Here is a 19,989-nt window from a genome sequence, read left to right as displayed (position 1 = left end):
GATGCTCAAAGCGCGCGTCATTCCGTGCCTGGACGTCAAGGACGGGCGCGTCGTCAAGGGCGTCAACTTTGTCGATCTGCGCGATGCCGGCGATCCGGTGGAGCAGGCGCGCCTCTACGACGCCCAGGGTGCCGACGAACTGTGTTTCCTCGACATCACCGCGAGCCACGAGAATCGCGACACGATCTTCGACGTCGTTGCCCGCACCGCCGAGCAGTGCTTCATGCCGCTTACGGTCGGCGGCGGCGTCCGAACCCTGGACGACATCCGCAAACTTCTGTTGGCGGGGGCGGACAAAGTCTCGATCAATACCGCGGCGGTGAACGATCCCGATTTCGTGCGCCGCGCGGCGGAGAAGTTCGGCAGTCAATGCATCGTCGTGGCGATCGACGCCAAGCTGAACCCCGGATCGGCGGCAGGGCGCAACTGGCAGTTCGAAGTGTTTACCCACGGCGGGCGTAACGCCACCGGCATCGACGCCGTTGCCTGGGCCCAGCGTATGGCCGAGTTCGGCGCCGGCGAAATATTGCTGACCTCGATGGACCGCGATGGGACCAAGCAAGGCTTCGACATCCCGCTCACCCGTGCCATTGCCGATGCCGTGACGATTCCGGTGATTGCCTCGGGCGGGGTCGGGACTCTCGACCACCTCGTGGCCGGCGTTCGGGACGGCCACGCGACGGCGGTGTTGGCGGCGTCGATCTTTCATTTCGGAGAATACTCCATCGCCCAAGCCAAGGCGTACATGAAACAGGCGGGCGTTCCGGTCCGTGACTGACCTGGGCGCACGGGCCCGGCAAGAACCGCGCGTCGGGGTACCGGTTCTCTGGGGCGTTCTCGCGGCGCTCGCCGCGGTAGCCATATGGGGTGGTTGGATTGTTGCCACGCGCTTCGGCGTGACGGGCGCGTTCTCCCCTGTCGAAGTCGCCCTGATGCGGACCGTCCCGCCCGCGATCGTCTTGCTGCCGGTACTGGTGCGGTTGCCGTGGCGACGGATTCGCCCCAGCCATGCCGCAGTGATGATCGCCGGCGCCGGCGCACCCTATTTTTTGGTGGTCAGCACCGGTACCCAGTTTGCGCCGGTCGCCGATGTCGGTGCGCTGTTGCCCGGTACGATGCCGTTGTTCGCGGCCTTGTTGGCGTTCCTGCTTCTGGGCGAACGGTTGGGCCGGTGGCGGCAGATCGGCTTTGCGCTAATCGTTCTGGGCGGCCTCGCGGTCGGCAGTGCCAGTCTGTTTACCGGCGATCCTGGAGAATGGCGTGGGCACATCCTGTTCCTGTGCGGCGCCGCGCTGTGGGCCGCCTATACCCTAGCGATGCGGCAATCCGGTTTGGGCGCCTGGCAGGCGACGGCGTTGGTTAGTGCGGGGTCTTTGGTTGTCATGGTGCCGATTGCGCTGCTGGACGGTGGGGTGCGGTTCGACGCGTCGTGGCGGGATATCGCGATCCAAATCGCGGCCCAGGGAATTGGTTCAGGGCTCGTCGCGATGGCCGCGTTCGGCGTCGCGGTGCGGCGGCTGGGGGCCTCGAATGCCGCGGCTTTCAGTGCGCTGGTGCCGGTCCTGGCCACCCTGATCGCTGTCCCCGCACTCGGCGAATTGCCGGGACCTGTCACGTGGATCGGGGTCGGTGCGGTATGCTGCGGGGTCGCTCTCGCGAGCGGCGTCCTGCGGCGTCGAATCCCGGGTCTGTCCTGAGGCCGCCGCCGTTAGATGGTACAGGGACGACGCCGAGGTAGGTTGCGACGATGAACGAGGTTACCGAGCGTCCCGCAAACGAGGGCGACGCACCCTGCATGACAGCGCTGATGAAAGCGGCCTACGGCGTCTATGTGCCCCGCCTCGGTAAATCGATCCCGCCGCTCGACGCGGACTATGCCGAGGAACTGCATCACTGCGATGCCTGGGTGCTTGAAGCGGAGGCCCGCCTTTGTGGCGCGCTGTTTCTGTCGCCCCAACCAGATCATATGCTGTTGGTGAATGTCGCGGTGGATCCGGCCAGCCAAGGTCGTGGCCTGGGGCGCCGGTTGATCGAAAAGGCGGAAGACGAAGCCCGTAAGCGGGGCTATACCGAAATCCGCCTTTTCACGCATGCCGAGATGTCCGAAAACATTGCTCTCTACACGCGTCTCGGTTGGCTTGAGTACGAACGTCGTGAGGAGGCTGGGGTTCCGCGCGTCTTTATGAGAAAGTTTCTGACATGAACGACAACAATCACAGTAGCGCTGTCATCGAGCGGGTCTTCGCGGTCATCGAATCGCGCCGCCATGCCGACCCAAAAGAATCCTACGTCGCCAAGATGTTCGCGCGGGGCCGCAAAAAGATCGCTGAAAAAGTCGGCGAGGAGGCGGTCGAAACCGTGATCGCCGCCGTCGATAAGGATCGCGGCGAGGTCATTGCAGAAAGCACCGATCTCCTGTTCGCGATGATGGTGTTGTGGGCACAGATGGATGTACGCCCCGAGCACGTCTTTGCCGAGTTGGCGCGGCGCGAGGGCACATCGGGCTTGGCCGAGAAGGCCGCGCGCAAGGACAAGACGATCGACTAGGGAGAGCGCCAGATGAGCTACGACAACGGGAACGTGTTCGCAAAAATTCTACGCGGCGAACTACCCTGTTCGAAGGTCTACGAGGATGATCATGTCCTTGCCTTCAACGATATCGCGCCGCAATCGACGGTCCATGTTTTGGTCATTCCTAAGGGCGCCTACGTATCGATGGACGACTTCTCGAGCCGCGCGGACGACGCCGCGTTCGCCGCATTCTTCCGCGCCGTCGGCAACATCGCGCGCGAGCTCGGCGTCGACGCGACGGGCTACCGGATGATCGCCAACCATGGCCCGGATTCCCATCAACTCGTGCCGCACTTCCATGTCCATATCCTAGGCGGCGAGTCCCTCGGGACCGGCTTGGTCAACAAAGCGAGCTAGCGGATGAAGCTCTACGGGACGCCGCTGTCGCCGTATTTCTGCCGGGTGTGGTTTGCTGCCCTGGTTAAGGGCGTTGCGCTCGACCTCGAAATCGGTCCACCCGATGTTCTCTCCGATCCCAACCGCGCACGCAGCCCGCTTGGAAAAATCCCGTTCATTGAGGATGGCGATCTGCTGCTCTACGAATCCGAAGTGATCGTGGAGTACCTGGAAGACAAGCATCCCGCGCCGTCTCTCTTGCCCGGCGATCCGGCGGCGCGGGCGCAGGCGCGGTTGATTGCCCGGTTGGTCGATCTCTACCTCCTGGCCCCGGTCCACGCCCTAGTGCCGCAGATCCGCACGGCGCAACGCGATGCCGATATGGTTGCCGCGCACCTGGCGCGTGTCGGTGCGGGGCTAAAACATCTCGACGAGGCGATTGACCCGGCGCCGTGGTGCCGCGGTTCGGCGCCGACGCTGGCCGACTGCGCGCTCGCGCCGGCGCTATGGTACCTGCCCAATATCCTGCGGCATTTCTCGGAGGCTGACCTGCGCCGCGGCTACCGTGCCCTTACGCCCTATTGGGATTTCGTCCAAAGCGCACCGCTGTTTGCGGCGGCATTCGCCGAGATGGCGCAGGCGCGCGACGCTTTCCGCCAAACCCTCGTGGCCAAGTACGGCGACAAAGCCTGAACCTCAACGGTCCGGGCTAAACCGTCTCAAGGGTTTGCAGCACCGACGCATCGTCGAGAATGAACACCCGCAAAGGCTCGTCGCGCCCACGCACCGCGACGCTTTCGTGGCGCTGGCCCGACAGGTCGAGCTTGGCCCGCTCCGCGACGTCGCCGCTGACCACCAACTGGGAGGCGTATTCTTTGTTCATCGCTTCCAGCCGGCTTGCGGTGTTCACCGCATCGCCGATGGCGGTGACCGAACGGGTCGCGGCATAGCCCATGTCGCCCACAATCACGCTGCCGACATGGATGCCGATGCCGATCCGCAACGGTTCTGGCAGGTCGTTCTTGAGGTTTTCGTTGAGTTCCTTGAGCCCGATAGCCATCCGCCGCGCCGCCTCCAGCGCCGATCGGCACCCGGCCGCCGCGTCGCTCTCGATCCCGAACAGGGCCATCACCCCGTCGCCGATGAATTTGTCGAGTTGTCCGCCCGCGTTCTCGACCGCGCCGCCCATGGTGCGGAAATACTGGTTGAGGACGAAGACCACGTCGTAGGGCAGTTTCTTCTCGGAAAATGCGGTGAACGAGCGGATATCGGCAAACAGGATCGCGACCTCCCTCTCGGCGCCTTGGCTGATCGCCGATTTGCGGTGCCCGTCGCGCGCCGTGGCGTCGGCCGCCAATAGCGGCGTCACAGCGACGTCGTGGGTGGGCCTGAGTTGGCAAGCCAGCCGGGTTGCGTCGGAGGCGCCGACCCGCATCAGGACCCGCGTTTCCTCCGCCGAGGGTGCCGGCAGGGACTCGCGGCCCGCACTGATATGGACGCGGCAGGTCGAACAACGACCGCGGCCGCCGCAGACAGACGCGTGCGGCACGCCGAGCCGACGGCTTGCGTCGAGAATTGTTGCACCCGGTTCCATCGCAATCTTCCGACCGTCCGGATATGTGATCGTCACCATGTATGACCGTTGCTGCACGATCCATCTGGCGATCCGGCCGACAACCACCAGACCAAGCATGGTGCCGTAAACGACGTAGCCCCAGTTGAGGATAGCGAAGGCCTGCGCAGTGGCGGCCTCGTCCGGTGGGTTGATCGTTTGGAGGAGTTGATCGACGAACGCCTCGTCCTCCAGCAGCCGGGTGAGTTCGCGGCCGCCGTCGACGAATCCGATCAGGGACAGCACCGGCAGTAATACCGCGGCACCCAGCAGCCACGGCGCGGCAATGGCGAACCAAGGTTTCAGGCGCAGCCAAAAAAAGAGGCCCATCGAGCCGTGGGTCCAGGCTAAGAGCAACGCGATCGACTGCAGGGCGCCTTTCTCGGGTTGGCTGACCCACAAGACCGAGAGAACATTTCCGTAGGTATCGTTGACCTCGGCGATCTGATGCATAACGCGGGTGCCGACGATGTGCTCCAGCAATAGGGCGGGGATGAACAATCCAAAGGTGATTTGCAGCGCCTCGCGGGTGGGCATTCGCAACGTGCGCCGCCGGTAGATCGACCATAGGACGAGAACGACGTGGGTCAGAATGGCGCCGTACAGGACCGTGGTGCCGACGGCATTGCGCCAAAGCGCAAGAAACACGTCGCGCCCCACCTCCATCGCCTCGAGCGAAACGATGCCCAAAGCGTGATTGATCAGATGCGTCGCGACATAGATATAGAGAATGATTCCCGCAATAAGGCGCGCGCGGGCCATCAACGCGACCGGACGGCGCCGGCGCGCCTATGTCTTGAGCTGTGCATCCACCAGCTTCTTGAGCGCGGTCTCGGGCCGCGCGCCGTAGTGGGAAATGATCTCGGCTGCCGCAAGACCGGCGATGGTGCCGCAGGTCTTGAGGTCGTAGCCGCGGGCGAGACCGTAAAGAAATCCCGACGCATAGAGATCGCCGGCGCCGGTCGTGTCGACCACGCGCTCGACCGGGCTCGCATCGACGATGTGGATCTCGTTGCCGCGCACGATCACCGACCCCTTTTCGCTCCGCGTCAACGCGGCGATTTCGCAATGGCCCTGGACGCGCTGCAAAGCGTCGTCGAAATCGTCGACCTGATAGAGCGATTTCAATTCGTCTTCGTTGGCGAACAGAATATCGATGTCGCCCTCCAAGAGCTGCAAGAACTCCCGGCGATACCGATCGACGCAGAATGAATCGGATAACGTCAGAGCTGTCTTGCGCCCGGCGCCATGGGCGACCTCGATCGCTCGGCGAAAAGCATCCTTGGCGAGTGGCGGATCCCAAAGATACCCTTCCATGTAGGTGACTTGGGCGCGGGCAATTTGGTCTTCGTCGAGGTCGTCGGGGCCCAGTTCGACGCAGGCCCCAAGGTACGTATTCATCGTCCGCTGGGCATCGGGCGTGACTAACACGAGGCAGCGCGCGGTAGCGGGGCCGGCAACCAAATGGGAGGTGGTGAACTCGACCCCCGCCGCGCGCATATCGTGGGTAAAGACCTTACCTAGTTCGTCGTCGTGCACTTTGCCGATGAAGCCGCACGAACCGCCGAGCGAAGCGATTCCGGCGGCTGTGTTCCCGGCAGAGCCGCCGGACATCTCCCGGCCCGGCCCCATCTCGCCGTACAGCATCTCGGCGCGGGATTCGTCGATCAAGTTCATCGATCCCGGCACCAGTTCATGCCGAGTTAAAAAATCGGGTTCGGTCGCGCTGAAAACGTCGACGATGGCATTGCCGATACAAACGGCATCAAGCGTGGCAGAGGGCAGGACAACCTCCTTTGGGTTCGATTCGACGCATCGCGCGCCCCTGGCAAGGCGGCGGTGGCGGCAGTATAGATAGACCGCGCTCCCGGGCAACTCAGGTTCGCCGCCCGCGACCGGCGCCGCGCAAGGAACCGCCCGATGATCAGCGCCTTTTCCAAAGCCATTGCCCAACTCCCCGAACCGGCGTTTCGCGCGGTCTTCCTCAAAAGCTTTGCGGTGACGTTGGTTGTCATCGTGTTGGTCGGCGTTCTGGCCGGCGCGGCCATCGAATATATCTGGGTGACCTATGACCTGTGGTTCTCGGGTTGGGTCTCCGGCGCCGCGGGATCGCTGATCTTCGTCCTCGCCATCTGGCTGTTTTCGCCGGCGGTCGCGACGATGGTCATCACCACGTTCTTCATGGGCGAAATCCTTGAGGCGGTCGAGCGCGAACACTACCCCCACGACCGACCGGGCAAGGATTTGCCCCTAGCCCAAGAAATCTATGTCGGCATTCGATTCCTTGTCGTTTTGGTGGCGCTCAACCTCGTCATGCTGGTGCCCTATGTGTTCCTAGCCCTAATCTTCGGCATCGGTTTCTTGGTTTACTTTGTCCTCAACGGCTACCTTATGGGCCGAGAGTATTTCGAGGCCGTCGCGCACCGCTACAGCGACATCGCTTCGGCCAAGGCGCTGCGCCGCCGGGAACGGGGTCGTATTCTGATGGCAGGGATCGTGATCGCCGTTCTGTTTACGATTCCGATCGTCAATTTTTTCGCGGCGATCATCGCACCGGTGGCGATGATCCATGTGTTCAAGGGGTTACGCGCCGGTTAGGGCGCTGGTATTGGGTATGACACGGGTTTGGTTGATTGGCGGATGTTTGGCGGTGCTGGCTGCCTGTGCCGCGCCCGCCGACGAAAGCACACGTGTGGCCGCGGTCCTACGCGAGGATCGCGCGGCCGTCCCGCCGCCCCGCGTCGTCGTGGACGAGGCCAAGTCGGCACGGACCGCGGCGGTCGGCCCCCCCAGCACGGTACGCCTGACGCCGCCGGCCCCGCGCCCGACCGAGCCTGCGCGTTCCGAGGAACGAACCTCCGTTCGGCCGCCGCCGCCACGACCGCCGGCTGCCGCGCCGACGCCGGCAAAACCGCCTGAACCCGTGATTGCCGCGCTAGAACCCGCCCGCCTCGTCGGTCTCGGGCGCAGCGCGCTCGCCGACCTACTGGGGACGCCCGAACTGCTGCATACCGAACCTCCCGGCGAAGTCTGGCTTTACAAGAGCGATGCCTGTGTCGCCCATATCTATCTGTACGAAGAAGACGGACCCGAGGACTACCAAGTGCGCTACGTCGAAACCCGTAGTCAGGTCGCGCCGGTCTCCAGCGCCCAATGCCTTGCCCACCTTGCCGAAGGGTCGGCCAGCCGGGTCAGTCTCAACGAGCGCGAGAACTAGCGCGCAGAGTCACCCCGGCCACCCTTGGGCGGCGGGCGCTTTCCCTTCGGCGCTTTTTTATTTTGGGCCGGGTTTTTCTCCGACGCCGCTTTGGCGCGCGGATTCTTCGGCGGGACTCCCTCGGCGGTGGTCTTCGCTTTGTAGGCGCAAAATTCGGCGACGCGGCATGCCGGGCAGTCCGGCACGCGCGCCTTGCACACATAGCGCCCGTGCAGAATCAACCAGTGGTGGGCGTGTTGTTTCCAATGGGCGGGCACCGCCTTTTCCAACCCGAGTTCGACCGCAAGCGGCGTCTTGCCCGGCGCCAGTCCGGTCCGGTTTCCGACGCGAAAGATGTGCGTATCGACTGCGATCGTCGGGTGGCCGAAGGCGGTGTTCAACACGACGTTAGCAGTCTTGCGGCCAACCCCCGGCAACGCCTCTAGCGCCTCGCGCGTTTGCGGCACCTGGCCGCCGTGGGTCTCCACCAGAATCCGGCTCAATGAGGCAACGTTCTTGGCCTTGGTGTTGAACAATCCGATGGTCTTGATGAGATCGCGAATCTTCGCTTCGCCCAGGCGCACCATTTTTTCCGGCGTGTCGGCCGCCGCGAACAGCGCCGGTGTCGCCTTGTTCACGCCGGCATCGGTCGCTTGCGCCGACAGCACCACGGCAACCAGTAGGGTAAAGGGATTGTGATAGATCAGCTCGGTTTCGGGCGCCGGGTTGACCGTGGCGAGACGGCGGAAGAATTCGTCGATATGGGCCTTTTTCATGGCCGCGAGAGTAGCGGCGCGCACCCCAGGCGGCAAAGCCGCTCCTGTCGGGATCGCGCCCAGGTGTGCTAAATACGTGCCCATGCCCAAACGCAAAACAACCATCCCCAATCAACCGCCGGCGGGGCCCAGTCCACCGCCGATCGACGTCCTGTTGGCGGCCCAGGCGGCGTGCGACCCCAGGGCTTGGGAGGCGATGCTGACACTCAACAAGATGCGTTCGGCGCAGCGCCGCCAGAAACGCGCCGACAACCCGCAGGACGAGACAATTCGTCGCGATTAGGACCCGGATTCGCTTGTGCTCGCCCGCTGTCCAAACGCTATGATCGGGGCATGACTGAAGCGCCCGACACGCCTGCGCCCCCGCCTGAGGTGACGATACCGCCGCTGTTCGATGCGGTGCTGTATCCCCATCGTTCCCTTGGGCGCGCCGGGTTTTGGGCGCTGATGGCGGCGGTGATCTCGGTCAGCTTCACGGCGGGGCTGTTCTTCTTTCTTGCCGGGTCGTGGCCGGTGGTCGGGTTCTTCGGACTCGACGTCCTGTTGATCTATGGCGCCTTCAAACTCAGCTACCGGGCGGCGCGCCTGATGGAAACGATTGCGCTGACCGAGAACGAACTTGTGGTGCGCCGGATCAGTCCGCGCGGCAAGGTCTTGAGTTGGACGTTTCAACCGTTCTGGGTCCGGATCGCGCTCGATGAGGATGCCGGACGCGAGAGCCGCCTCGTGCTGTCCAGCCACGGACGTCACGTTGCGCTCGGCGATTTTCTGCTGCACGAAGAGCGCGTCGCGTTGGCCAAGGCGCTGCGCGGGGAACTCGCTAAACTCAAGAACGGCCCGTTGCCGGCCTGACTAGAACTTTCGAATCAAGAACACGCCGACCACAAGAAACGCGATCCCAGCAGCGCGACCCGGGGTGAAGTCGTGCTGCGGCAACCCGAGCAGGCCGTAGTGGTCGAGGACCACTGAGCCTAGCAACTGGCCGGCGATAATCGCCCCGATCATGGCCGTCGCCCCGATAATCGGGGCCGAGAACAAGAGAAAGAAAACGAACACCGCGCCGATGGTGCCGCCGGTGACATAGATCCACCACGGCGTGCCGATGCCCGCGGCAGTCGGCAGCGGTACGCGGATCGCCACCGCCGTGATCATCAACAAGCTGAATGAGACGCCAGTAGAAATGACGGCGGCCGATATCGGATGCCCGAGCGAGCGGCCGAGGATCGCGTTGACCGATGCCTGTACCGGCGTCAGAAACCCGGCCAGGGCGACCATGAACAATAGAAACCACGACAACATGTGCGCTCCTTGTAGCGGGGACCATCGCGCACCATTGCGCGGCGCGCATGCGGACGCAACGCAAACGGTGGCACCGCAAGAATCGGGTGGCGTCGTCACCCCGCCACGGTCAGACTTCGGCCATGACCCACACCCCCACGCGCGACTACGCCCGCATCGAAACCGCGATCCAATTGCTGGCCGAGTCGGATGATCGCCTTTCGCTGGACGACATCGCCGCCGCCGTCGGGCTCAGCCCGTTTCATTTTCAACGCCTGTTCAAACGGTGGGCCGGGCTCAGCCCGAAGCGGTTTCAGCAATACCTGACCGTCGATCATGCCAAGGCGTTGCTTGCGGACTCCTCAAGCGTGCTCGACGCCGCCTATGGCGCCGGGCTGTCCGGCCCCTCCCGGTTGCACGATTTATTTGTTGCTTGCGAGGCTATGACTCCTGGCGAATACAAGGCGCGAGGAGCCGATCTCGTTATCAGGTACGGGTATCAACCCTCACCGTTCGGCGAATGTCTGCTCTATTTGACCGACCGCGGTGTGTGCGGACTGGGTTTCGTCGTTGGCGAGGGCGATGCGCCGCGCCGCGCCGCACACGCGGACCTCGCTCGCAATTGGTCGCGGGCGACCTTTGTGCAGGACGACCTCGCGGTGGCACCGATGGCGCGCCGGATCTTTGCGCCGCGACCGGCCGACACGCCGCTCACGCTCGTGCTGAAGGGAACCAACTTTCAGATCCGGGTGTGGGAGGCACTGCTCGCGATTCCCCCAGGCCACACCACGACGTACGAGGCGATCGGCAACCGGCTCGGGCTAACGCGGCATGGCCGTGCGGTCGGGAACGCCGTGGCCCATAACGCGATCTCGTGGGTGGTGCCGTGCCACCGGGTCATCCGCAAGACCGGTTTGATCAATCACTACCGGTGGGGCGGTGCCCGCAAGCGCGCGATGCTTGGCTGGGAAGCAAGCCGCGGCGAGATCGCGCAAGCGCGGGAAAGCGGCCGCGCCGCCGTCTAGGAAATCTTTGGGGCGTCGCCGCCGACCGGACTAATTCGTGTCGCTTGAGGTTTTGGACCCGTCGTCGTCGTCATCCTCGCCCGGGATCGTCGTGTCATCGTCGTCGTCGATTTCGGGCAGGCTGTCCTTGTCGTCATCGTCGTCCAATGTGTCGTCCGATTCCTCGTCTTCGGCCTTTTTTTCGACCGGTACCGGGCGGGTCCGGGAAAAGGCGCTCCGCGACTTGGGTTTGCGCGCTGTCCCAGGGGGCAGTTTGGCGACCTTAATGACTTCCGCGCCGCATTCCGGGCACATCGCGCCCGCGTTCGGACCGCGTTTCTTGAGGTCATAAAACTTGGTCCCGCATTTGTCGCAGGTCCATTTATCGCCATGCTTGGCGGTCGTCGCTTCGGTCAATCGAGATGCCTTTGATTGGAGGTGTTTGACCCGAGGTGCACTGCAGACCTGGGCCCCTTTGCCCCATATGCGCACGAACGAGCCGAAAACGCACGAACTACTCGCTGCGTGCCTCGGTGTTGGTACTAGCGACAGGTGTTTCTGCGTGAAGAACTTGGGAAAGCGCCGACATCCGAAAGGGCTTGGGTAGAAAGATGCTGCCAGCCGGCAGGTCGCCTTCCTCTTTGAGGACGGAATCGGCATAACCCGATGTGACGACGATATGCATGGTCGGGCGGATGCCGCGCGCAAACTCGGCCAGCTGGTGGCCGTTGGTATTTCCCGGGAGAACTAGGTCGGTAAGAAGAATGTCAAAGGGGGTTTTCTGAATCAGACGCCGCGCAGCCGTGTCGGCATCGGGGACCGATTCCACGACATAGCCAAGGGCGCGGATCATTTGTTCCGCCATGTCTCGCAGGTCCGGATCGTCTTCGACGAAGAGGACGCGTCCTTTCCCGGCTACAAGCGGTTTGTCCGACCCCTCAACCTCGATCGGCGACCTCGCGACCGGCATCGAGAGGACGATTTCAGTGCCGCGACCGACCTCGCTCTGGATTTCTAGATAGCCGCCGCTTTGCTGGACAAATCCGTACACCATGCTGAGACCTAAGCCCGAACCCTCGCCAACGCTCTTCGTTGTAAAGAAGGGTTCCAGGACACGCTCTCGAATCGCTTCGGCGATGCCGGTGCCCGTATCGGCGACACTTAGGTTTACCAGACTGGGATTGGTCTCGTCGCGATCGGCGCGAAGCGTCAGGTGACCGCCCCGGGGCATCGCATCTTGTGCGTTGAGCGCGAGATTGAGTAAAGCCGACTCTAGCTGTGCCGGATCGGCTTGGATCGGCGGAAGATCGTTGGCTATTTCAACCTGAAGGACAATATTAGCGCGCAACACCCGACCGATCATGGCACCGATCTGGTTTACAGCTTCGGCTACAGAGATCGATGTCGGCGCTAGGGTTTGCTTTCGGGCGAACGACAGAAGTTGTTGGGTCAGCGAACCGCCGCGCTTCACCGCCCGAATCGCCGCTTCGAGTCGTTGTCGCTGACCGGCGTCGGTCAATGACAGCTCAAGCAGCTCCAGGTTTCCCTGGGCGACGGTCAGCAAATTGTTGAAGTCGTGCGCAACCCCACCGGTGAGCTGACCGATCGCTTCCATCCGGTGTGCTTGGCGTAACCGCTCCTCGGCATTGCGGGCCTGTGTGATGTCTGTGCTGATCGATGCGATATGGGTGACCCTGCCGCTCTTATCTCGCAAAGGGTAGCGTACCGAAGAAATCCGCCGCATCGCGCCGTCGCCTGCGAGGATTTCGGCTTCGCTCTCGATCGGTCCCACGGCATCGACAACCTTCTTGTCTTGCGTGCGAAGCCACCCTTGCGCCGGGCCATTTGGGAAAATATCGCTGTTCGTCTTGCCGATCACCTCCTGCGCCGATTTGCCTAACAGCGTGCACCAGGCCGGATTGACTTGGGAAAAACGACCGTCGACTTCTTTGATGGCAATGGCCGACGGTGAGTTATCCAGGAACTGCTGCAGTTGGGCGGAAATTTCGGCGGCGCGCTCTTGGGCTTTGTGCTGATCGGTGATGTCGGTGAGGAACACACCGATCCCCGTCGGCTCGCCGTCATCGTCAAGAATCGGAAACCGGACGCTGGCGATCGATCGTTTCGTGCCGTCGCCGAAGGTAAAGGAGTCTTCGTCACGGTGGGCGCGCCCCGTTGCAAGGATTTCTTGATCGATGGAATGGTAGGCGCGCGCCTGTGGGCTGTCGCTGTGGATCTCCGGCGAGGTCTTTCCTAAGACGGTATCCAGCGCACGGCCCGACCAGGTCTCGTAGGTTCCATTTACATGGGTGATCTGCAGGTCACGGTTCTTGATGATGATTGCCGCCGGCGCGTTGTCGAAGAAGGCTCTAATCTGTCTGGCACTTCGCGCAGCTCTTTTCTCGGCCTCGACTAAATCGGTAACGTCACGGGTGCCGCCGCGGTAGCCGAGATAGGTACCGTTCAACCCGAATATGGGCCGTCCGTTGGCCACCAAGTGGCGCGGTGCGCCGTCCAACGAAACGCCATCCTGGCGCAGACCGGAAAAGGACTGGCGTTTTGCCATGATCTGTTCGAGTTCGATTGCGGAATGGGGCGAGACCTCGCGAACGAGATCTAAAAACTTTGTCCCCATGTACACATCGGGCGCCAACGCCAAACGACTGCCCGACCGGTTGACGAAAAAGGTGATGCGACCCTCAGCGTCGGTTTCCCAGAACAGATCGGCCGACATCTCGGCAATGCTGCGGAAGCGCTCCTCGCTTTCTGCAACTCGTTGGGCTGTTTCGGCTTGCGGTGTGACGTCACGGGACGTCCCGCGGTGGCCGATATAGACGCCGTCGCTATCGAAGCGCGGCGCCGCCGAAGCGGCAATCACCCGTATCCTTCCTTTGGTGTCGGTGTAGTGGAATTGTGAGTCCCGAATAGTCTGCCGCTCGTCTAAGATGGCGGCGATATTGGCGCGCGTTTCCGGGGTCGACTGCCAGCGGCCTTCACCAATAGGTTTGCCAACCACGAACTCGTCGAGTACTCCGGTGACCGTGCGGAACCGATCCGAAACGTAGCGTACGATTCCGTTGGCGTCTGTCTCCCAGTAGAAATCGCTAGTCAGTGCAGCGATGTCCTCCAAGCGCACTCTAATCGAACGCTCGCGCGCCTCAGCCTCGCTGCGGCGCAGAATCTCGTCATGGAGTCGACGATTGTCGCCCGTTACTCGGCGCGTTCGTTCGCGGTAGGCCAGCAGCGCAATGACCAGAACCATGATGCCCGCCCACACGATCGGCGCCCGCTGATAGGTGCCCGATCGGACACGGGCGATGTCGGCGTCAAGGAAGGCTCGGTCGAACGTTACCCTAACAAGGCCTGGTGCGCCGCCGTCGGCCATCGCGCGCTCGACACTAAACGTCTGTTCGGACGGCGCTTGGGCGTCGCCGGCGGCGAGCCGAATTGTCCCGTCGCCGTTTAGAATTGTGACCCCCACAATATCGGGTGCTTCGGCCACATAAGCGGCGATGGAACTGGCAACATTGCCCGGCGCCGCTCCTAAGCCGGCGGCAATGCCGGCGATCGTGCGCACTGCGGCTTCTTCGAAATGGGCCGTCAGAGCGCGGCTTTCGAACCGGAGGTTGTTGATCGCCGCCGCGCCGATTAGGAGAGCGCTTGCCGTAGCGAATACGGCGCCAAGGGCGAAGCCGCTGCGTGAGAGGCGTGCCACTTTAGAACTGCCTACGCGTGCCGACCGGGTTCTGCGGGCGGACGGGAGAGGTCAGGGGCGCGCCGCGGCGAGTCGATATCGCGGAAATTCGACCGGTCATCATTCTGAAATATCGCGTTTAACGGAAATGCTAGGAATCCGTACGGACCCTATAGAAATGCGGGATTCTGCCGTGGATCGGCGCGATTTGGCCGGTTTCCTGCGCGACATTGCCCCTGCGGATCGAAACCGCTTGCTAATCGGTGCCACCGGGGCCATATGTCCCCCATCAGACCTGCGACGACCCGGCGTATCTCGAACTGTCCACGCCGACTTGACGTCATACCCCACGGAAATCGTTGAACTGAGACCCGGCACACCTGCGGGTGCGCCGTTCTATAACTTTATGAAGAACTGGAAATACACATGATCGGAACCGTTAAGTGGTTCAACGCGACCAAGGGTTACGGCTTCATTGCCCCCGAAGACGGCGGCAAGGATAGTTTCTTGCACATCTCCGCGCTCGAACGCGCCGGCCTTTCGCATGTCAGCGAAGGCCAACGCCTTGAGTACGATCTGGAATCCGGCCGCGACGGTAAGACGTCCGCCGCCAATCTCCGGGTTGTCGACTAAGACCAAAGGGTTGAGGGGGCCTCGCGCCCCCTCGCCACCCGCCGCCGAGTTCGAACCGTTCGGGTTCCTTGGCCGCTGGGATTCGCTTATCCCTTTTGTCGGCCTTGCCCTTGCGGTGGCCGCCGTCTCGACTCTCCTAATCCTCATGCCGTGGAATTCGGGCGTCCGTCCCGTCGGTGCCGCGCTGATTTACGGCGCAACACTCCTCGCCTCCTACCTCGCATCGTCGCTTTATCATTGGACGCAGAATCCGCGCGCCCGGCGCATTTTCCATGCGATGGATCACAGCGCGATTTATCTGTTGATTGCGGGTACCGTGACCACGGTCGCAGCGATGCCGCTCTGGGATCACCGCGGCGCGCTTCTTCTCGGCTTGGTTTGGGCGGCGGCGTTCGGCGGTATCGCACTGCGTTTGTTCATGGTGCGCCGCTTACACCGGTTCAGCTCGCTCGTCTATGTCGCGCTGGGGTGGGCCGGGGTCGCCTGGATCGTCCCGCTGGTGCAGACGCTCGAACCATGGCCGCTGGGCCTGCTTGGGGTCGGCGGCATCGCCTATACGGCGGGGCTCGCTTTTTTTCATTGGCCCCGGTTCAAAATCAACAATGCGATCTGGCACGTCTTCGTGCTGGCTGGCAGCGCCACGCATTTCGTGGCGATCCTGCTGATGCTGCGCGCTGCGTAACGGTGCGTCAGTCCTTCAGCCCCAACACATCCGTCATGTCGTAGAGACCGGCGGGCTTGCCCACTGCCCACAATGCAGCGCGCACGGCGCCGGCGGCAAAGAGCGAACGGTCCTGCGCCCGGTGGGTAAGTTCCAGGCGTTCGCTGTCGCTAGCGAAGATGACCGTGTGATCGCCGGGCACGCTGCCGCCGCGCAGGCTGGCAAAACCGATGTGCCCAGTTTGACGCGGGCCGGTGATGCCGTCGCGGCCGCGGTCGGCCACGGCATCGAGATCGACGTCGCGCCCTTGCGCAGCGGCGCGGCCCAGCAGCAAGGCGGTGCCCGACGGTGCATCGACCTTGTTGCGGTGATGCATTTCGACGACCTCGATATCGAAGGCATCCGGCCCGAGTAACGCCGCGACTTGCTTAACCACCTGGGCCAGCACGTTGACGCCGACGCTCATGTTGGCGGCATAAACAATAGCCGTGCGCTGCGCGGCGTCGCGCAGGGCCGTTTCGTCGGCCGCGCCCATGCCGGTGGTCCCGGCGATCAGAATCTTGCCCTGCGCGGCGGCGGTGCGGGCGTGGGCGACGGTTGCCGCAGGTGCGGTGAAGTCCAGCACCGCATCGCAGGTCGCGAACAACGCGTCGGCGTTATCGACAACGCCGACGCCGACAACCGGCAACCCGGCCGAGGTACCGACATCTTGGCCGATCGCCACGCTCCCCGGTGCTTCGCTACCGCCGGCGACGGCGCAACCGGGTGTGGCGGCGACCTGACGCAAAAGTGTTTGCCCCATCCGCCCGGCGCAGCCCGCAATTCCAATCTTCACATCGGCCATGGCCGGTCTCCGGCTTGTTTTCCGTTGGGGCGACCTTTAGCACATGGGACAACCCCGACGAAACGCGGCGACACGATTCGCCCAACCCGAGGACCGACATGATCGATCTCTACACCCTAGGAACGCCCAACGGCGTCAAAGCCTCGATCGCACTGGAAGAAATGGCGCTGCCCTACCGCGTTACGGCCATCAACATCATGGACGGCGATCAGCACCACCCCGAGTTCCGCAAGATCAACCCGAACGGCAAGATCCCAGCGATTGTCGACCGCGACAACGGCGACTTCACCGTTTTCGAATCCGGCGCGATCCTGATCTATCTCGCCGAGAAATCCGGCAAGCTGTTGCCGTCGGACGCCAAGGGCCGCTCGACCGTCATCCAGTGGCTGATGTTCCAGATGGGCGGCCTTGGCCCAATGCAGGGCCAAGCCGGGTGGTGGAACCGGCAGGAAGAAAAGACGCCCAAGGCGATCGAGCGGTACGTCAACGAGACCCGGCGGATTTTCGAAGTGATGGAGGCTCGGCTTTCTGACAACCCCTATCTCGCGGGCGACTACTCAATCGCCGACATTGCCTGCTTCGGTTGGGTCCGGGTGTTCGAGTTTTCAGGCGTCTCGATCGAGGGCCTGCCCCACCTCAATCGTTGGATGGAGACCATCGCGGCGCGCCCGGCGGTTCAACGCGGCCTCGCCATTCCGACCGACGAACAAAAGAAAGTCGGTGCGCCGTGGGCGGCAAAGATCGCCGAATAGCCGCCACGCCCAGGACCATCAGGACCATGCAGAGAAGAAAGCCATGACTGAAACCACAGACAAAAAGATCGCCGCCGTCACCGGCGCCAATCGCGGCATCGGGTTTGAGATTTGCCGGCAACTCGCCCGGGACCACGGCTTCCATGTCGTGATGGCTGGGCGCGATGCAGCCAAGGTCGATGCCGCCGTGGGCGATCTGCGCGGCGCGGCCCTCGACGTCGAGGGCCATGTCCTCGATATCACCGACGCGGCCAGCGCTCGCGCCTTCGGAACATGGGTCGAAGGAACCTACGGAAAGATCGACGTGCTGGTGAACAACGCGGGCATCCTGCTGGAACGCATCTATGGCGATTCCGAGAACATCGAGACGGATGCCCTGGACGTCGAGATCGATATCGTGCGCTCGATCTTCGAGACCAACCTGCTGGGTCCGCTGCGGGTCATCCAAACCCTGGTCCCGCATATCCGGGCGGGCGGGCGGATCGTCAACATGTCCTCGCAAATGGGTCAATTCGCATGGGCCGATTCCAACATGATCGGGTACCGGCTATCCAAGACCGGTCTCAATGGTCTGACGGCCAGTCTTGCGGCGGGGCTGAAGGCGCGCGGCATTTCGATCAATTGCTGTTGCCCCGGTTGGGTCAGAACGGACATGGGATCCAAGTTCGCCATGATCGATGTCGACGAGGGCGCGCAAACCCCTGTGTGGCTCGCCGCCGAGGCGGATGCCGGGTTGACCGGCAAGTTCTTCAATAAAAAGGCCGAAATACCCTGGTAGATAGGGCGTAAGACCCCTGCATTTCCGCGGCTTTCGACGCACCGGCGGCATTCTGCTAAACTGTGCGTTCCGCACAACGCGCTTTCGCGAAAGGAACATCCCATGGCGTCCACCGATATCAATGCGCCGCAAACGTCGATTTCCGGCCTCGGTCGTCACGGCGTCATGGCCGAACTCGATGCCGACGACGAAGCGCGGCTAAATTATCAAATGGCATTCTCGCGCCACCTGCGCGAAAACGTGCAGTCTCAGAACAAGACGATCTACGACGGTCGGGTCGAGCCCGCGCTCAAACGCAACCTGGGGCGCGCCCCCAAGGATCGCCACGAAGTGCGCCGCGCCATGCTCGAAGATCCGGCCTATCAGTGGTGGGCCTGTATGCGCCGCCACCAGCAGGAAATGGGCAGCCAGCACAAAATCCCGATCATCGAACGTCAGATCGACGCGCTGATCGACAAAGCGCACGTTGCCAACCCGGCGTTCGGTACGCTGCATCTCGACAACGAGGTTGCGGTGCCGCGTTATCAGAGCGCGATGGACATGCACTGGATGCCGGGCAGCTACCATGCCGAGGCCCAGGAGGGGGACGTCTTCGCGGGCGCGCTCTATGACCTGGGCGGTCTTTACATGGGGACCGGCGGTAAGATGGGACCCTATAACGATGGGCCTGGCTGGTCGGTGGTGCATTGGCTCGACCACAAGCACCCCGGTTTTGCGCCGCGCAGCGTGCTCGATATCGGCTGCACAGTAGGGCATTCGACACTGGCCTATACCGATGCGTGGCCCGACGCCGAAATCCACGGCCTCGATTTTTCTGCGCCGCTGCTGCGCTACGCCCATGGCCGTGCGGAATCGCTCGGCCGCTCGGTGCATTTTTGGCAAGGCCTCGCCGAGGATACCAAGTTCCCCGACAACTCCTTCGATCTCGTCGTATCGTCGATGTTCCTGCATGAAACGTCGCATAAGGCGGTCTACAAGATCGCCGAAGAGGCCCACCGGGTTCTACGTCCGGGCGGCTTGATGTTACACGTGGAACAACCGCCCTTCGCCATGATGGATAGCGCGTGGCGCCAATTCGAAATGGATTGGGATACCCACAACAACAACGAGCCGTTCTGGGGCCCCATGCACGACATGGATCTTGCCGACGTGGCCGTTAAAGGCGGGTTCGCGCCGAACAAGGTGGAACAGGTGTTCGCGCCCTTCGTCGTGCCGCAGCAAGATGGGACAATGCATGTGCCGGAGAAGGGCGAGTGGTTTTTCTTCGCGGCGTGGAAGTAACTGGCGCGACTCTCGACAAAGAACGAAGGCCGGGATTTTCCCGGCCTTTTTCTTTGTCCGTCGCGGACAGGCTTTAGTTGCGGACCGGCGTCGTCGCTCCGACGCCTGTCGTTGCCGCGTTTTCTTCTTCCGCTTTTTCCTCGCCGTAGAAATCGCGACTCGACACGATACCGACGACCCGACCGTTTTTCATCACCGGAAGATGGCGGTAGCCGCGCGCGTTCATCGTGCGCAGCGCTTCCAGCGCAGACGCGCCGGCGTCGATCGTGTCGGGGTCGCGGGTCATCACTTTGGACAGCGGGGTCAGATCGGGGTCTAGTCCATCGGCGACGACGCGGTACACCATGTCGCGCTCTGTGAAGATTCCTTCCAGTACATCGCCATTCATCACCAAGACCGATCCGACGTGGCGATTCTTCATCAACCGTGCGGCATCGCGTACATGATCGGTTGCGGTCAGCGCGACCAGCGTCTGATCGCCGATCACGTCGGGCACAATACGGCGCGCGTTGGTCATGTTTCTCTCCCTTCCCGGCATGCTTGGGCACGCTTCTAGATCGGCGAGTCTACCAT

The 19,989-nt window shown here is 62.8% G+C and carries 24 protein-coding genes; 16 read left to right on the top strand and 8 right to left on the bottom strand.

The genetic code is table 11. The annotated features are described in order from the left end of the window. The first annotated feature begins 1 nt into the window (after window position 1). From hisF to RID42_04030, 6 genes are read left to right on the top strand one after another with little or no spacing between them, the layout of a single operon-like run. Window positions 2-778 (top strand): imidazole glycerol phosphate synthase subunit HisF, encoded by a 777-nt coding sequence (hisF, locus tag RID42_04055; GenBank protein ID MEQ8246833.1) that lies wholly within the window; start codon window positions 2-4, stop codon window positions 776-778. Beyond that, window positions 771-1,697: a DMT family transporter gene (locus tag RID42_04050; protein MEQ8246832.1), complete on the top strand. Its 927-nt coding sequence runs from the start codon at window positions 771-773 to the stop codon at window positions 1,695-1,697. The genes hisF and RID42_04050 overlap by 8 nt, the downstream gene beginning before the upstream one ends. Window positions 1,698-1,747: 50 nt before the next feature. After that, window positions 1,748-2,203 (top strand): GNAT family N-acetyltransferase, encoded by a 456-nt coding sequence (locus RID42_04045; protein MEQ8246831.1) that lies wholly within the window; start codon window positions 1,748-1,750, stop codon window positions 2,201-2,203. Further along, on the top strand, window positions 2,200-2,547 hold the full coding sequence (locus RID42_04040; protein MEQ8246830.1) for a phosphoribosyl-ATP diphosphatase: 348 nt from the start codon (window positions 2,200-2,202) through the stop codon (window positions 2,545-2,547). The genes RID42_04045 and RID42_04040 overlap by 4 nt, the downstream gene beginning before the upstream one ends. Window positions 2,548-2,559: 12 nt before the next feature. Further along, on the top strand, window positions 2,560-2,928 hold the full coding sequence (locus RID42_04035; GenBank protein MEQ8246829.1) for an HIT domain-containing protein: 369 nt from the start codon (window positions 2,560-2,562) through the stop codon (window positions 2,926-2,928). Between the two features lie 3 nt (window positions 2,929-2,931). Continuing rightward, on the top strand, window positions 2,932-3,600 hold the full coding sequence (locus RID42_04030) for a glutathione S-transferase family protein (protein ID MEQ8246828.1): 669 nt from the start codon (window positions 2,932-2,934) through the stop codon (window positions 3,598-3,600). A 16-nt stretch (window positions 3,601-3,616) separates the two neighbouring features. Here the strand turns inward: RID42_04030 and RID42_04025 are convergent, their stop codons facing one another. Further along, entirely contained in the window at window positions 3,617-5,281 is a 1,665-nt protein-coding gene (locus RID42_04025) for an adenylate/guanylate cyclase domain-containing protein (GenBank protein MEQ8246827.1), read from the bottom strand. A gap of 27 nt (window positions 5,282-5,308) precedes the next feature. Then, window positions 5,309-6,304, bottom strand: coding sequence for an adenosine kinase (locus RID42_04020; protein ID MEQ8246826.1), 996 nt, complete (start codon window positions 6,302-6,304; stop codon window positions 5,309-5,311). Between the two features lie 135 nt (window positions 6,305-6,439). Between RID42_04020 and RID42_04015 the strand changes: the two genes are divergently transcribed. Then, on the top strand, window positions 6,440-7,117 hold the full coding sequence (locus tag RID42_04015) for an EI24 domain-containing protein (GenBank protein ID MEQ8246825.1): 678 nt from the start codon (window positions 6,440-6,442) through the stop codon (window positions 7,115-7,117). A gap of 16 nt (window positions 7,118-7,133) precedes the next feature. Beyond that, the gene (locus RID42_04010) at window positions 7,134-7,736 is read left to right on the top strand and encodes a hypothetical protein (GenBank protein MEQ8246824.1); all 603 of its coding nucleotides are present in this window, start codon (window positions 7,134-7,136) and stop codon (window positions 7,734-7,736) included. On the opposite strand, the gene nth is transcribed toward RID42_04010, so the two are convergent. Continuing rightward, on the bottom strand, window positions 7,733-8,491 hold the full coding sequence (gene nth, locus RID42_04005; protein MEQ8246823.1) for an endonuclease III: 759 nt from the start codon (window positions 8,489-8,491) through the stop codon (window positions 7,733-7,735). The two genes, RID42_04010 and nth, sit on opposite strands and share 4 nt — an antisense overlap. Window positions 8,492-8,573: 82 nt before the next feature. On the opposite strand from nth, the gene RID42_04000 reads away from it, so the two are divergent. Together RID42_04000 and RID42_03995 are read left to right on the top strand one after the other, a co-directional pair. Then, window positions 8,574-8,774, top strand: a complete 201-nt coding sequence (locus RID42_04000; GenBank protein ID MEQ8246822.1) for a hypothetical protein — start codon at window positions 8,574-8,576, stop codon at window positions 8,772-8,774. Between the two features lie 50 nt (window positions 8,775-8,824). Next, entirely contained in the window at window positions 8,825-9,343 is a 519-nt protein-coding gene (locus RID42_03995; protein MEQ8246821.1) for a DUF2244 domain-containing protein, read from the top strand. On the opposite strand, the gene RID42_03990 is transcribed toward RID42_03995, so the two are convergent. Beyond that, window positions 9,344-9,790: a DMT family transporter gene (locus tag RID42_03990; GenBank protein MEQ8246820.1), complete on the bottom strand. Its 447-nt coding sequence runs from the start codon at window positions 9,788-9,790 to the stop codon at window positions 9,344-9,346. It lies immediately after the preceding gene. Between the two features lie 122 nt (window positions 9,791-9,912). Between RID42_03990 and RID42_03985 the strand changes: the two genes are divergently transcribed. Then, window positions 9,913-10,794, top strand: coding sequence for a methylated-DNA--[protein]-cysteine S-methyltransferase (locus RID42_03985; protein MEQ8246819.1), 882 nt, complete (start codon window positions 9,913-9,915; stop codon window positions 10,792-10,794). A gap of 30 nt (window positions 10,795-10,824) precedes the next feature. Here RID42_03985 and RID42_03980 read toward each other — a convergent pair whose 3' ends face one another. Both RID42_03980 and RID42_03975 read right to left on the bottom strand, forming a co-directional pair. Beyond that, a complete protein-coding gene (locus tag RID42_03980; protein MEQ8246818.1) occupies window positions 10,825-11,190 on the bottom strand; it encodes an FYDLN acid domain-containing protein in 366 nt (121 codons plus the stop codon). A 97-nt stretch (window positions 11,191-11,287) separates the two neighbouring features. After that, window positions 11,288-14,488, bottom strand: a complete 3,201-nt coding sequence (locus RID42_03975; GenBank protein MEQ8246817.1) for a PAS domain-containing protein — start codon at window positions 14,486-14,488, stop codon at window positions 11,288-11,290. A gap of 405 nt (window positions 14,489-14,893) precedes the next feature. Between RID42_03975 and RID42_03970 the strand changes: the two genes are divergently transcribed. After that, window positions 14,894-15,100, top strand: coding sequence for a cold-shock protein (locus RID42_03970; GenBank protein MEQ8246816.1), 207 nt, complete (start codon window positions 14,894-14,896; stop codon window positions 15,098-15,100). A 10-nt stretch (window positions 15,101-15,110) separates the two neighbouring features. Next, window positions 15,111-15,782 carry a hemolysin III family protein gene (locus RID42_03965; GenBank protein MEQ8246815.1) on the top strand — a complete coding sequence of 224 codons (672 nt, stop codon included), beginning with the start codon at window positions 15,111-15,113 and terminating at the stop codon, window positions 15,780-15,782. A gap of 7 nt (window positions 15,783-15,789) precedes the next feature. Here RID42_03965 and dapB read toward each other — a convergent pair whose 3' ends face one another. Next, window positions 15,790-16,596, bottom strand: coding sequence for a 4-hydroxy-tetrahydrodipicolinate reductase (gene dapB / locus RID42_03960; GenBank protein ID MEQ8246814.1), 807 nt, complete (start codon window positions 16,594-16,596; stop codon window positions 15,790-15,792). A 107-nt stretch (window positions 16,597-16,703) separates the two neighbouring features. Between dapB and RID42_03955 the strand changes: the two genes are divergently transcribed. The 3 genes from RID42_03955 to RID42_03945 all read left to right on the top strand — a co-directional run bounded on the left by RID42_03955 (window position 16,704) and on the right by RID42_03945 (window position 19,416). Next, window positions 16,704-17,357, top strand: coding sequence for a glutathione binding-like protein (locus tag RID42_03955; protein ID MEQ8246813.1), 654 nt, complete (start codon window positions 16,704-16,706; stop codon window positions 17,355-17,357). A gap of 43 nt (window positions 17,358-17,400) precedes the next feature. Then, window positions 17,401-18,135, top strand: a complete 735-nt coding sequence (locus tag RID42_03950; protein ID MEQ8246812.1) for an SDR family oxidoreductase — start codon at window positions 17,401-17,403, stop codon at window positions 18,133-18,135. A 102-nt stretch (window positions 18,136-18,237) separates the two neighbouring features. Next, window positions 18,238-19,416 (top strand): class I SAM-dependent methyltransferase, encoded by a 1,179-nt coding sequence (locus RID42_03945; protein MEQ8246811.1) that lies wholly within the window; start codon window positions 18,238-18,240, stop codon window positions 19,414-19,416. Window positions 19,417-19,489: 73 nt separating this feature from the next. Here RID42_03945 and RID42_03940 read toward each other — a convergent pair whose 3' ends face one another. Further along, the gene (locus RID42_03940) at window positions 19,490-19,933 is read right to left on the bottom strand and encodes a CBS domain-containing protein (protein ID MEQ8246810.1); all 444 of its coding nucleotides are present in this window, start codon (window positions 19,931-19,933) and stop codon (window positions 19,490-19,492) included. Window positions 19,934-19,989 lie beyond the last annotated feature (56 nt).

The sequence above is a fragment of the Alphaproteobacteria bacterium genome (assembly GCA_040216735.1).
Lineage (GTDB): Bacteria > Pseudomonadota > Alphaproteobacteria > SHVP01 > SHVP01 > CALJDF01.
Note: the sequence above shows the minus strand (reverse complement) of the source record. Positions and strands in the feature narration are given on the sequence as shown.

Coding starts and splice junctions, on each gene's coding strand:
- RID42_03995 (MEQ8246821.1), top strand. CDS start 8,825: ATGACTGAAGCGCCCGACACGCCTGCGCCCCCGCCTGAGGTGACGATA.
- RID42_03940 (MEQ8246810.1), bottom strand. CDS start 19,933: ATGACCAACGCGCGCCGTATTGTGCCCGACGTGATCGGCGATCAGACG.
- RID42_03985 (MEQ8246819.1), top strand. CDS start 9,913: ATGACCCACACCCCCACGCGCGACTACGCCCGCATCGAAACCGCGATC.
- RID42_04025 (MEQ8246827.1), bottom strand. CDS start 5,281: ATGGCCCGCGCGCGCCTTATTGCGGGAATCATTCTCTATATCTATGTC.
- RID42_04040 (MEQ8246830.1), top strand. CDS start 2,200: ATGAACGACAACAATCACAGTAGCGCTGTCATCGAGCGGGTCTTCGCG.
- hisF (MEQ8246833.1), top strand. CDS start 2: ATGCTCAAAGCGCGCGTCATTCCGTGCCTGGACGTCAAGGACGGGCGC.
- RID42_03945 (MEQ8246811.1), top strand. CDS start 18,238: ATGGCGTCCACCGATATCAATGCGCCGCAAACGTCGATTTCCGGCCTC.
- RID42_03990 (MEQ8246820.1), bottom strand. CDS start 9,790: ATGTTGTCGTGGTTTCTATTGTTCATGGTCGCCCTGGCCGGGTTTCTG.
- RID42_04000 (MEQ8246822.1), top strand. CDS start 8,574: ATGCCCAAACGCAAAACAACCATCCCCAATCAACCGCCGGCGGGGCCC.
- nth (MEQ8246823.1), bottom strand. CDS start 8,491: ATGAAAAAGGCCCATATCGACGAATTCTTCCGCCGTCTCGCCACGGTC.
- RID42_03970 (MEQ8246816.1), top strand. CDS start 14,894: ATGATCGGAACCGTTAAGTGGTTCAACGCGACCAAGGGTTACGGCTTC.
- RID42_04015 (MEQ8246825.1), top strand. CDS start 6,440: ATGATCAGCGCCTTTTCCAAAGCCATTGCCCAACTCCCCGAACCGGCG.
- RID42_04035 (MEQ8246829.1), top strand. CDS start 2,560: ATGAGCTACGACAACGGGAACGTGTTCGCAAAAATTCTACGCGGCGAA.
- RID42_04045 (MEQ8246831.1), top strand. CDS start 1,748: ATGAACGAGGTTACCGAGCGTCCCGCAAACGAGGGCGACGCACCCTGC.
- RID42_04030 (MEQ8246828.1), top strand. CDS start 2,932: ATGAAGCTCTACGGGACGCCGCTGTCGCCGTATTTCTGCCGGGTGTGG.
- RID42_03950 (MEQ8246812.1), top strand. CDS start 17,401: ATGACTGAAACCACAGACAAAAAGATCGCCGCCGTCACCGGCGCCAAT.
- RID42_03955 (MEQ8246813.1), top strand. CDS start 16,704: ATGATCGATCTCTACACCCTAGGAACGCCCAACGGCGTCAAAGCCTCG.
- RID42_04010 (MEQ8246824.1), top strand. CDS start 7,134: ATGACACGGGTTTGGTTGATTGGCGGATGTTTGGCGGTGCTGGCTGCC.